Annotated in this window: 1 protein-coding gene (cut by both window edges); it reads right to left on the bottom strand. The window is 63.6% G+C overall.

All 14,003 nt of this window come from inside a single coding sequence — locus SGN16_RS13215, non-ribosomal peptide synthase/polyketide synthase (protein WP_339102102.1), on the bottom strand. Of the gene's 29,091 coding nucleotides, 12,349 precede the window and 2,739 follow it; the stretch shown corresponds to coding positions 12,350–26,352, spanning codon 4,117 (partial) through codon 8,784 (complete); reading right to left, the first codon wholly in view occupies positions 13,999 to 14,001. The start codon and the stop codon both lie outside this window.

Below are 14,003 nucleotides of genomic sequence, written 5' to 3'. Positions count from 1 at the left end.
CTGGTTGGCCGGGTCTTGCGCATAAGCGACCCGCATCAGCGGCGCCTGGCGGATGTCCAAACGATAGTGCCGGGGATCGAAACGCTGATGCAGCTGCGTGGCAACCTCCCCGGCCGCCGGATCCAGCTCAACCGACTCGACCACCAGCCGCGCCTCACGCCAGACCACCTGCATCGGCTCGGCCAGGCCTTCCCAGAGCACGCCGGTGCGCAGGATATCGTGACGGGAGACGACGGCTTGCAGCGCTTGGGTGAAATGCTCCACGTGGACGAAGCTGTCGAACGCGAACATCACGTACTGCAGGTAGGGATCGCCCTGGGCGGCAGCGATGTAGTGATACAGGATCCCTTCCTGCAACGGTGCCAGGGCGTAGATATCCTGCACATTCGCCACACCACCCGGCACCATGGCCACGATCCGGTCGATGGCGTCCTGGTCCAGATCGGCCAGGGGCAACATGTCCGGGGTGATCCGCGTGCAACCGACCGGGATCGCGTTGCCCGGCACCACGACCTCCGTGTGCCCGCCCACGGCGGCGGCCAACGCGGCCAGCGTCGGTTGGCCGAACAGCACCCGCACATCGGCGCTCAAGCCAACGTGGCGCATGCGCTCGATCAGCTTCACCGCCAGCAGCGAATGACCGCCCAATTCGAAGAAATTGTCGTGACGACCGATCCGCTCGAGGTCCAGCAGGTCTTGCCAGATCACGGCGATGACCGTCTCGGCCTCGCCTTGCGGCGCTTCGTATTCACGGGTCGCCACCGCCGATTGATCCGGCACGGGCAAGGCCTTGCGATCCAGCTTGCCGTTGGTGGTCAGCGGGAACGCCTCAAGGACCACGAAGGCACTGGGCACCATGTAGTCCGCCAGCGAAGCCAGCAATTGTGTACGCAGCTCGGTGGCTGACGGTTGTGCGCCGTCTGCGGCAATCACATAACCCACCAGGCGCTTGTCGCCCGGCGTGTCTTCACGGGCAATCACCAGCGCCTCGCTGACGCCCTCGCAGGCGGCCAAGGTCGCTTCGATTTCGCCCAACTCGATACGGAAACCGCGGATTTTCACCTGGTCATCGTTGCGGCCCAGGTATTCGATGCTACCGTCGGCCAGCCAGCGACCAAGGTCACCGGTCCGGTACAGGCGTGCTCCCTCACACCCACTGAAGGTGTCGACGATAAAGCGTTCCTGGGTCAACTCGGGCCGGTTCAGGTAACCCCGCGCCACGCCCGCGCCACCCACGTACATCTCCCCCACCACCCCCACTGGCACCGGCTCGCGCTGGGCGTCGAGCACGTACAGCTGCAGGTCGGGAATGCGCTTGCCGATCGGACTGACGCCGGTCAACCGCGCATCGGCCGCTTCAAGCGGACGATAGGTTACGTGCACCGTCGTCTCGGTGATGCCGTACATGTTCACCAACTGTGTCCCGGCGTTGGCTACACGGGCATACCACGGCTTGAGAATGCCGGTTTCCAGCGCTTCGCCACCAAAGATCACCTGGCGCAGGCTGTGACGCAGATCGCTTTCGCCCTGGGCCGCGATCAACTGCCGGAAGGCACTCGGCGTCTGGTTCAACACCGTAACCCCGGCCTCGCACAACAGCGCGTAGCAGTCCTGCGGGGAACGGCTGACCAACTGCGGTACCACCAACAGGCGGCCACCATGGATCAACGCCCCCCAGATCTCCCAGACCGAGAAGTCGAACGCGAAGGAATGGAACAGCGCCCACACATCCTGCGGACCGAACTCGAACCACGGCTGGGTCGCCGAGAACAGCCGCGCGACGTTGCGGTGTTCGACCATCACCCCTTTGGGCAGGCCGGTGGAGCCGGAGGTGTAGATCACGTAGGCCAATTGCGACGACGTCAGGCCAGGCACTTGCGGGTTGACAGTGGGCTGGCTGCGCAACGCCGGGCTATCGAGTTCGATCACCCGTCCGGATTCTTCGGCCAGCAGCACTTGGGTGGCAGCATGCACCACGATCGCCACGGGGGAACTGTCCTCGAGCATGTAGGCAATGCGTTCGGCCGGATAAGCCGGATCCAGGGGCACATAACCGGCGCCGGACTTCAAGATGCCCAGCAGGCCGACGATCATGTCCAGGCCGCGTTCGACACAGATCGCCACCCGGTCATCCGGGCGAATGCCCAGCGACAGCAGGCGATGGGCGAGCTGGTTGGCCTGGGCGTTGAGTTCGCCGTAGGTCAGTGCCTGATCCTCGAACACCACCGCCACCGCGTCGGGTTGCGTCGCGACCTGGGCCTCGAATTGACGATGGATCAGCGCGTCATGGGCGTACGTCGCCTCTGGCGCATTCCAGGTTTCCAACAGTTGCTCACGTTCGGCCGCAGGCAATACCGCGAGGTTGCGTACCGCCGTTTGCGGCGCGTGTTCCAGGGAGTCGACCAGGCTCTGCAGGGCCACCTGCACATAGTCACAGATACGTTGCGCACCTATCCGGGACTCGACCTGCACCGTCAGGCTGAAGCCTTCGCCCAGGTCATCGACGTTCAGCGTCAGCGGATAGTTGGTGCGCTCCTCGCTGGACAACATTTGCATGCCGCTCCAGGCCGACAAGCCCTCATCCGTCACCTGCAGCGAACTGTGGCGGAAGTTCAGCAGCGTGCTGAACAGTGGCGCTGGCGAGGCCACGTCACTGCAGCGTTGGGCCAAGGCCAGGGACGCATGCTCATGCCCCAGCAACCCGGTCAGGCGTGCATGGGTGGTCTTCACTGCATCCCGCACGCTTCGCTCATCCACGGGCACGCAGATCGGCAAGGTGTTGATGAACATGCCCAGGGCCCGGTCAGCCCCGTCGCCGCCTTGCATCCGCCCCAGCAGGACCGTGCCGAAGACCACGTTCTCCTGGCCCGAGGCCACGGCCAGTACCCGAGCCCAGGCCAGATGGACCAGGCTGGCGGCGCTGACACCAAGCTGGCGGGCTTGAGTCCGCAGGCGCAGGCTCAGGGCGTCATCGACAAACCCTTTCACTTCCTCGATGCCATGCCCGTCGCCCTGGACCTGGGCCAGGCCGAATGGCAACGTCGGCTCGTCGATATCGCCGAGCATCTCGCGGAAGAATTTTTCGTGCTCCTCTTCGCTCGTCCCCAGACGGGCCTGGGCCACGTAGTTGCGATAAGGCACCGATGCGCTCAGGTGTTCATCCTGACCCAACAGGTGCATTTGCATTTCATGCTGCATTACATCCAGGGCGGTGTGATCCAGGACCAGGTGATGGAACAGCAGGATCGCTACCCAGCGATCCTGGGCCTCATCGCGGGCGTAAGCCAATTGCAGCAACGGCGCCTGGCCCAAGTCGAGGCGATAGTGTCGGGCATCGAAGCGGCTGGCCAGTTGGGTGGCAATATCCCCAGCCGAGGCCTCTGGAACAATGCATTGCGGCGCCAGCACCACCTCGCGCCAGACCACTTGCACCGGCTCATCCAACCCTTCCCAGACCACGCTGGTGCGCAAGATGTCGTGGCGATCGATCACCACTTGCAGCGCCCCGATGAAGGCGTCGAGGCGTTCACGGTTGTCGAAAGCGAACTGCGTCTGCAACACATAGGGGTCGCCCTGTTCGGCGGCCAAGTGGTGATAAAGGATGCCTTCCTGCAACGGTGCCAGCGGGTAGATGTCCTGCACGTTGCGCGCCCCACCGGGCACCGTGGCGACGATCTGGTCGATGGTGTCCTGGGTCAGGTTGACCAGCGGTAATAGATCAGGGGTGATGCGTTCGCAACCCAGAGCAATCAGGTTTGCCGGCACGCTGACTTCCCTGCCGCTGCCAATCGCCGCGGCCAGTGCAGCCAAGGTCGGTTGGCTGAACAACACGCGCACGTCGGCGCTCAAACCGACCTGACGCATGCGTTCGATCAATGTCACGGCCAGCAGCGAATGGCCGCCCAGTTCGAAAAAGTGATCGTGACGACCGACCTGCTCGACCTTGAGCACATCGGCCCAGATCTGCGCCAGTGTCTCTTCGATCTCGCCCACAGGCGCTTCATACTCACGACTGGCATAGGCCTCGGCGTCCGGCGCTGGCAGTGCGCGGCGGTCCAGCTTGCCGTTGGCGGTCAGCGGGAAGGCTGGCAACACCACGAAGGCGCTGGGCAGCATGTAATCAGCCAGTGATGCGGCCAGCGATGCGCGCAGATCCTGCACTGACAGGGTGAAACCCGACTCCGGGATCACGTAAGCCACCAGGCGTTTCGGCCCGGCATCGTCTTGTCGCGCCAGCACTACCGCGTCTTTCACGCCAGGGCACTGGCCCAAACGGGCCTCGATCTCGCCCAGTTCGATACGGAAACCGCGGATCTTCACTTGGTCGTCGTTACGCCCCAGGTAATCCACTGTGCCGTCCGCTCGCCAGCGCGCCAGGTCGCCAGTGCGGTAAAGCAAGGCGCCTGGGTCCACGCTGAACGGATCGGCGACGAACTTCTCGGCGGTCAGTTCAGGGCGGTTCAGATACCCCTTTGCCACACCGTCGCCACCGATGTACAGCTCGCCCGCGACACCGATAGGCACTGGCTGACAATTGGCATCCAGCACATAGAGACGGGTGTTGCCAATCGGACGACCAATCGGAATCCCGCCCTCACCCACGATTTTGATTTCGTGAGTGGTGGTGAACGTGGTGGCTTCGGTCGGGCCGTAGCCGTTGAGCAGATGCAGCGGCGCACCTTCCTTCAGGACGCGGCCGATCACCGCCGGGTCAAGCACATCGCCGCCGACGATCAGGTAGCGCAATTGGGCGAACACCGGCATCAGCCCGGCGGCGTATTGATGGAACAGGCCGGCGGTCATCCACAACACGCTGACCGATTGCTCTTGCAGCAACGCCGCAAAACGTTCTTGTGTCAGCAACACGTCCTGGTCGACCACCACCACGCAGCCGCCGTTGAGCAACGGCGCCCAGGCGTCGAGGGTACTGGCGTCGAACGCCGGGTTGGAGGCAAACGCGACCCGGTCCTCGGTGTTGAAATCGGCGTAACCGTTGTTGATCACCAAGCGATTGATCGCCCGGTGCGGCACCAGCACGCCTTTCGGGGTGCCGGTGGAACCGGAGGTGTACATGATGTAGGCGACCGATTCAGTGCTTTGCGTCAGGTCGAGGTTATCGGCGACCTCATCGAAGACCTCCGTATCCAGGTCCACCCGTCGCGAGGCTTCAGGCACTAGCGCCGTGCTCAACGTCAGCACGACCTGCGCGCTGCTGTCCTGCACCATGAACTGCTGACGCTCCAGCGGTGCGCTGACGTCCAGCGGCACGTAGGCGGCGGCGCACTTGAGAATCGCCAGTTGGCTGACCAGCAGCTCGAGCGAACGCTCCAGTGCAATCGCCACCCGATCCCCCGGTTGCACACCGAGGCCGACCAGATGCCGGGCCAGGCGATTGGCCCGACGGTTCAACTCGGCGTAGCTCAGGCTGTACGCGTCGTGCACAGCTGCAATAGCCTGCGGACGTTCCTTGGCCTGGGCTTCGAACAGGCCATGGACGGTCCTGTCCTGGGGATAGCTGCGAGTAGTGGCGTTGAACTCCACCAGCAATTGCCGACGCTCGGCCGACGGCAGGAGCTCCAGGCGGTTGAGTGGGGTCTGGGGCGCCTGCTCAAGCGCTTGCACCAGGCTTTCCAGGGCGGTGTGCATGTAGCCGCAGATGCGCGCCGCACCGATCCCTTGCAACACCAGGGCGCTCAACATGAAACCGTCGCCCAGGTCATCCACCGACAGAGTCAGTGGGTAGTTGGTCTGCTCTTCGTTGCTCAGGAACTCGATGCCCTGCCACGCGGCCAAGGCTTGATTGGAGACCTCGGCCGCTGCGCTGGCGCTGTGCCGATAATTGAGCAACGCGCTGAACAGCGGCAGCGGCGCAACCACGCCACTGCAACGCTGGGCCAAGGCCAGCGAGGCGTGTTCATGGCCCAATAGCCCGGTCAGCCGTGCGTGAGTGGCTTTCACCGCCTCGCGCACGCCTTGGCTATTCACTTCAACCCGCAACGGCAGGGTATTGATGAACATGCCCAGTGCCCGGTCGGCGCCATCGCCGCCCTGCATCCGGCCCAGCAGGACCGTACCGAACACCACATCATCCTTGCCGGACACACGCCCCAGTACCTGCGCCCAGGCCAGGTGAACCAGGCTGGCGGCACTCACGCCCAACTGCCGGGCTTGTGCCCGCAGCCGCTGGCTCAAAGTGGCCTCGACAACTTGCCTGGCATGCTCGATGGCTTGTCCGTCACCGCTCACGTCCTGCAAGCCGAACGGCAAGGTAGGCTCGTCGACATCGCCGAGCATTTCGCGGAAAAAACCTTCGTGTTCTTGTTGACTCACGCCCAGGCGTGCTTGCGCCACATAGTTGCGGTACGGCATCGCCACGGGCAGTTGGTCGGCCTGGCCCAGCAGGTGCGCCTGCATCTCTTGCTGTACGACCTCCAGCGCCGTGTGGTCGAGGGCCATATGGTGGAACAACAACACCGCCACCCAGCGCTGGTTGACCGCGTCTTCGGCAAACACCAGACGCATCAGCGGGGCCTGGGTGATGTCCAGTCGGTAGTGCTGCGGGTCGAAACGCGCCTGCAACTGCGCCGCGATCTCGCCCTCGGCAATGTTCAGGGCGATCTCTTCCAGATACAGTTTCGCTTCGCGCCACACCACTTGGATCGGCGCGTCGAAGCCTTGCCACACCACACTGGTGCGCAGGATGTCGTGCCGGTCGATGACGTATTGCAGCGCGTCCACGAACGCCGCCAACCGGTCGCGACTTTGCAGTTCGAACACGGTTTTCAGCACATAGGGATCACCCTGATCGGCGGCCAGGTGATGGTAGAGAATGCCGTCCTGCAGCGGCGCCAATGGGTAGATGTCCTGTACATTCGGCGCCCCTCCCGGCACCGTCGCCACAACCCGGTCAATGGCCGCCTGATCAAGCTGTATCAGCGTGAGCATATCCGGGGTGATCCGTTCGCAGGCCGGGACAATCCGGTTCACCGGGACAGTCACCTCCCGGCCACTGCCAATGGCCGCACCCAATGCGGCCAGGGTCGGCTGGCTGAACAACACCCGCACGTCGGCGCTCAAGCCGACCTGGCGCATGCGTTCGATCAGCGTGACCGCCAACAGCGAATGGCCGCCCAGTTCGAAGAAATTGTCGTGACGCCCCACTTGGTCAACCCGGAGCAGCTCGGCCCAGAGTTGTGCCAATAGCTGTTCGACCTCACCTTGGGGCGCTTCATATTCACGGCTGACGTAGGCGTCGCTATCCGGCGCCGGCAATGCACGGCGGTCGAGCTTGCCGTTGGCAGTCAGCGGCAGTGAGTCGAGGCGGACATAGGCCACCGGAATCATGTAGTCCGGCAATTGCCCCTGCAGGTGAGTACGCAGGGTTTCGATGTGCGGCGCAACGTCCAGCGCCTGCGGCGTGAAATACGCCACCAGGCGCTTCTCACCCGGGGCGTCTTCGCGCACCAGCACCACCGCGTCTTTCACGCCAGGGCACTGGCCCAAACGGGCCTCGATCTCGCCCAGCTCGATACGGAAACCACGGATCTTCACCTGGTCGTCGTTACGCCCCAGGTAATCCACCGTGCCGTCTGCTCGCCAGCGCGCCAGGTCGCCGGTGCGGTAAAGCAAGGCACCGGGGTCGGCATTGAACGGATCGACGACGAACTTCTCGTCGGTCAGTTCAGGGCGGTTCAGATACCCCTTCGCCACGCCGTCGCCACCGATGTACAACTCGCCGGCCACGCCGATAGGCACGGGTTGCTGGTTGGCATCCAACACATAGACACGGGTGTTGCCAATCGGTCGGCCAATCGGGATTCCACCCTCGCCCACGGTTTTGATTTCGTGGGTGGTGGTGAAGGTGGTGGCCTCGGTCGGGCCGTAGCCGTTGAGCAGATGAGCCGGTGCGCCTTCGTTCAGGACGCGGCCGATCACCGCCGGGTCGAGTACGTCACCGCCGACGATCAGGTAGCGCAACTGGCTGAACACCGCCATCAAACCACTGGCGTATTGGTGGAACAGGCCGGCAGTCATCCACAACACGCTGACCGATTGCTCTTGCAGCAGCGCCGCAAAACGCGCTTGCGTCAGCAGTACGTCCTGATCGACCACCACCACGCAGCCGCCGTTGAGCAACGGCGCCCAGACGTCGAGGGTACTGGCGTCAAACGCCGGGTTGGAGGCGAATGCCACCCGGTCCTCGGTGTTGAAGTCGGCGTAGCCATTGTTGATCACCAACCGGTTGATCGCCCGGTGCGGCACCAGCACGCCTTTCGGGGTGCCGGTGGAACCGGAGGTGTACATGATGTAGGCCACCGATTCGGCGCTTTGCGTCAGGTCGAGGTTATCGGCGACCTCATCGAAGACCTCCGTATCCAGGTCCACCCGTCGCGAGGCTTCAGGCACTAGCGCCGCGCTCAACGTCAGCACGACCTGCGCGCCGCTGTCCTGCACCATGAACTGCTGACGCTCCAGCGGTGCGCTGACGTCCAGCGGTACGTAGGCGGCAGCGCACTTGAGAATCGCCAGTTGGCTGACCAGCAGCTCGAGCGAACGCTCCAGTGCAATCGCCACGCGATCCCCCGGTTGCACACCGAGGCCGACCAGATACCGGGCCAGACGATTGGCCCGGTGGTTCAACTCGGCGTAGGTCAGGCTTTGCGTATTGTGTATGGCTGCAATGGCCTGCGGACGCTCGTTGGCCTGGGCCTCGAACAGACCATGGACGGTCCTGTCCTGGGGATAGCGACGGGTCGTGGCGTTGAAGTCGGTCAGTACCTGTTGACGCTCGGCTTGCGGCAGTACCGTCAGGGTCTGCAAGCGCGATGCCGGGTTGGATTCCAATGCCGTGGCCAGGCTTTGCAGCGCGGTCGCCATGTAGGCACAGACCCGCTGCGCACCGACGCCACTCGTGGCCAGGACGGTCAGGGCGAAGTCTTCACCCAAGTCGTCGACACACAGCGTCAAGGGGTAGTTGGTACGCGCTTCGCCACTCAACGTCTCGATGCCATGCCAGGCCGACAGCGCCGCCTCGGTATCGGCCTGCTCGCTGGAGTTGCGGTAGTTCAGCAAGGCGCTGAACAGCGGCAGCGGCGCGGCCACGCCGCTGCAACGCTGGGCCAGTGCCAACGAGGCGTGCTCATGGCCCAACAGTGCGGTCAATTGCCCGTGGACCGCCTTGACACCGGCCTTGACGGTCTGGTCGCCAACGCTCACGCGAAGCGGCAAGGTATTGATGAACATGCCCAACGCACGGTCAGCACCCTGGCCGCCCTGCATCCGGCCCATCAGCACGGTACCGAACACCACGTCCTGCTTGCCGGACGCCTGCGCCAAAACGTGTGCCCAGGCCAAGTGATGCAAGCTCGCGACGCCCACGCCCGCTTGGCGTGCCAGGCGCCGCAGCCGGCGACTCAAGTCGCTGTCGAGCATCAGGCTCGCATCCTCGATGTCCTCCTGCACCTGCTGCAAACCGAATGGCAGCGTGGGCTCGTCGACATCGCCAAGCATGTCGCGGAAGAACGCTTCCTGCGCTTCATGATCCCCACCCAAGCGAGCCTGGGCCACATAGTTACGATACGGTACCGGGACGTCCAATTGATCGGTCTGCCCCAGCAGGTACGCCTGCATCTCGGCCTGTACGACTTTCAGCGCCGCATGATCGAGGGCGATGTGATGGAACAACAGCATCGCCACCCAGCGCTGGTTGGGCTTGTCCTGGGCAAAGGCCAAGCGCATCAGCGGTGCCTGGGACATGTCCAGGGCATAGTGCCGAGTGTCGAAACGGTCCTGCAGCTGTTGGGTGATCGCCCCGGCCTGCGGGTCCAGTACCAGTTCTTCAAGGCCCAGCCGCGCTTCACGCCAGACCACTTGTCGAGGCGCGTCGAGACCTTCCCAGAGAATGGCGGTGCGCAGCATGTCGTGACGGTCGATGACGCTTTGCAGGGCCTGGGTGAAAGCGTCGAGGCGTTCGCGGCTGTCAAAGGCAAACTGCGCGTGCAAGACATAGGGATCGCCCTGTTCAACCGACAGGTGATGGTAAAGAATGCCCTCCTGCAACGGTGCCACCGGGTAAATCTCTTGCACGTTGCGGGCACCACCCGGCACCGTCGCCACGATGCGGTCGATGGCGTCCTGGTCGAGGCTTGTCAGCGTCAGCATGTCCGGCGTGATTCGCTCGCAACCGAACGGAATGCCGTTGACCGGCACATCGATTTCACGGCCGCCCCCCACTGCCGCCGCCAGCGCGGCCAGGGTCGGTTGATTGAACAGTACGCGCACATCAGCGCTCAACCCGGCCTGACGCATGCGCTCGATCAGGCTGACCGCCAGCAGGGAATGCCCGCCCAGCTCGAAGAAGTGATCGTGACGGCCCACGCGCTCAACCTTGAGCAAGTCTTGCCAGATCTGCGCCAGGATGGCTTCGACCTCGCCTTGTGGGGCTTCGTAGCCACGGGTGATCAGCGCGTCGAGGTCCGGCGCCAGCAGGGCCTTGCGGTCGAGTTTACCGTTGGGGGTCAGCGGTAAGGCATCCAGGTGCACATAGGCCAGCGGCACCATGTAGTCCGGCAGTTGTGCTTGCAGGTGCGTGCGCAGGGTTTCTATTTCTACTGCTTCATCCGGTGAGTGCTGGGTGAAATAGGCCACCAGGCGCTTGTCGCCCGGTACATCTTCACGGGCCAGGACCACGGTTTCTTTCAGCGCATCGTGGCGAGCAAGTTTGGCTTCGATCTCGCCGAGTTCGATGCGGAAACCGCGGATCTTCACCTGGTCGTCGTTGCGCCCCAGGTATTCGATGTTGCCTTCCGGCAGGTAGCGACCGAGGTCACCGGTCTTGTACATCCGGGCATTTGGCGTGGTGCTGAACGGGTCCTTGAGGAAACGTTCAGCGGTGAGATCATCGCGATTGAGATACCCACGAGCGACCCCAGCCCCGCCGATGTAGATTTCGCCCGGCACACCCAATGGCACCGGTTGTTGGTGCTCATCCAGCAAGTAGAACCGGGTGTTGGCGACCGGTTTGCCGATGTGTGCCGCAAACCCATCTTCACGGGCCATCGACACCCAACTCGAATACGTCGTGGTTTCCGAAGGGCCGTAGAGGTTGCACAGGCGCTTGACCTGGGTCTGTTCGAACAGCGTCTCCACCAGGCTGCGCTTGAGCGCTTCGCCGGCGACGTTGACCGTGTCGACGCCCTCACTCAGTCCACCGGACTCCAGCAAGGCCTTGAGCGCCGAAGGCACGGTGTTGATCAGGGTGATGTCGTGCTCGCCCTGTTGCAGTTCCAGCACATTAGTCACGACTTCGATACTGCCGCCTGAAGTCAACGGCGCAAAGCATTCGTAAACCGCCAGATCGAAGTTCAACGAGGTCGAGAACAGGGTTTTCGACAACGTGGCGTCATCGAAGGAACGATGGGCCCAAGTCAGGAAGTTCACTGTGTTGCGGTGTTCGATCATCACGCCTTTAGGCAAGCCAGTCGAACCCGAGGTGTAGATGACATAGGCCAGATGCGCGGACGTCAGCTCGGCGACCATCGGATTCCGGACGGACTCGTCCTGCCACAGCCCGCTATCCAGATTGATCACTGGCATCGAAGCGCCGGCCAGCAGTTCGACCGTCACGTCCTGGGCCAACACCGCCGCTGGCGCGCTGTCCTCCAGCATGTAGGCAATCCGCTCCAGCGGATACGCCGGATCCAATGGCACATAACCGCCACCGGCCTTGAGAATCGCCAGCAAGCCCACGACCATGTCGATGCCACGCTCGACACAGATCGCCACTCGAGAATCGGGCTTCACCCCTTGCGTGCGCAGATAGTGGGCCAAACGGTTAGCCCGCACGTTCAACTCACGATAAGTCAGGCGTTGTTCGCCGCGAATCACCGCAACGGCATCCGGCGTACGCTGCACCTGCTCTTCGAACAACCCATGAATGGTCTGCTGCTGCGGGTAATCGGCTTCGGTGGCGTTGAACGTCACCAGCAGTCGCTCACGTTCCGAGGCCGGCAGGATCGACATGTGCTGCAAGGACAAGTCCGGCTGCTGCTCAAGCGTATCGACCAGGTTCTCCAGGGTGTGCTGCACATAACCACAAAGCCGCTGCGCGCCAATGCGTGCCGGGGTCATGACGGTAAAGCTGAACGCCTCGCCCTGGTCATCCACCGACAACATCAATGGGTAGTTGGTCCGCTCTTCGCCGCCCAGCACCTGAATGCCGTTCCAGGCCGACAGCGCCTCGGCCGAGGTCGACACGGCGGTGTGGCGGTAGTTGAGCAAGGCACTGAACAACGGCGTCGGCGCCTCTACGCCGCTGCAGCGTTGCGCCAGCGCCAAGGCGGCGTGTTCATGGCCGAGCAATGCGGTCAGGCGAGCGTGGGTCGCTTTCACACCGGCGCGAACGCCGGTTTGCCCGACACTCACTCGCAACGGCAAGGTATTGATGAACATCCCCAGTGCCCGATCGGCACCCTCGCCGCCCTGCATCCGGCCCAGCAGGACCGTACCGAACACCACGTCTTCGCGACCCGAGACCCGGCCCAGCACCTGGGCCCAGGCCAAGTGATACAAGCTCGCCGCGCTCACCCCGAGCTGACGCGCCTGGGCCCGCAACCGACGACCGAGGTCGGCTTCCACCTCATGGCGGGCTTCCTCGATGTCGCTGCCATCGCCTTGCACATCCTGCAAGCCGAACGGCAGCGTTGGCTCGTCGACGTCACCGAGCATGTCGCGGAAGAACCGTTCATGGGCTTCAGCGCTCACACCCAAACGGGCCTGAGCCACATAATTGCGATACGGCATCGCGACGCCCAACTGATCAGCCTGCCCCAGCAGATACGCCTGCATTTCCTGTTGCACCACCTCCAGCGCGGTGTGGTCCAGGGCCATGTGGTGGAACAGCAGCATCGCCAGCCAACGATCGTGACTGGCATCGTGGGCATAAACCAGGCGCAGCATCGGTGCCCGGGTAATCTCCAGGCGGTTCTGCCGCGAATCGAAACGCTCATGCAACTGCGCCGCGACGTCTCCGTCGGCCGGGTCCAGGATCGCCTCTTGCTGAATCAGCAGCGCCTTGCGCCAGACCACTTGCACCGGTTGTTCGAGCCCTTCCCACAGCACCGACGTGCGCAGAATGTCGTGACGGTCGATGACCTTTTGCAGGGCTTGGGAAAAGTCTTCCAGGCGCCCACGGTTGTCGAAGGCGAACTGCGTCTGGAGCACATAGGGGTCGCCGCGTTCGGCGGCCAGGTGATGGTAAAGAATACCTTCCTGCAGGGGCGCCAGCGGATAGATATCCTGCACGTTGCCGGCGCCGCCCGGTACCGTCGAGGCGATCCGGTCGATGGCGTCCTGGTCCAGATCGACCATCGGCAGCATGTCCGCCGTGATGTATTCGCAATTCAATGGAATCAGATTCGCCGGGACACGGACCTCGCGGCCACTGCCGACTGCCGCCGCCAACGCCGCCAGGGTGGATTGGCTGAACAGCACGCCGACGTCGGCGCTCAGCCCGGCCTGGCGCATCCGCTCGATCAGGCTGACCGCCAGCAGCGAATGCCCGCCCAGCTCGAAGAAGTGGTCGTGCCGGCCGACCCGCTCAACCTTGAGCAGCTCGGACCAGATCCGCGCCAGTGCCGTTTCGACCTCACCTTGCGGGGCTTCGTAACCGCGGCCCGAATAGGCCTCGCTGTCCGGGACAGGCAGGGCCCGGCGGTCGAGCTTACCGTTCGGGGTCAGGGGCAAGGCGTCCAGGCGCATATAGGCCGCAGGCACCATGTGGCTGGGCAAATGCACTTGCAATTGTTCGCGCAGGCGCTCGGCCGTCAACGCTTGATCCAGGCTGTCGTGCGCCGTGTAGTACGCCACCAGGCGCTGGTCATCCGGGGCCTCTCCCACCGCGACGACAACAGCTTCCCGCACACCGGGGCACGCGCCAAGCCTGGCCTCGATTTCACCCAGTTCGATACGCAGGCCACGGATCTTCAGTTGGCTGTCGTTGCGCC

Origin of the sequence: Pseudomonas sp. G166, assembly GCF_037027455.2 — a bacterium.
Lineage (GTDB): Bacteria > Pseudomonadota > Gammaproteobacteria > Pseudomonadales > Pseudomonadaceae > Aquipseudomonas.
The sequence above is the reverse complement of the archived record's forward strand: the minus strand, read 5'-3'. Positions and strand labels throughout refer to the sequence as shown.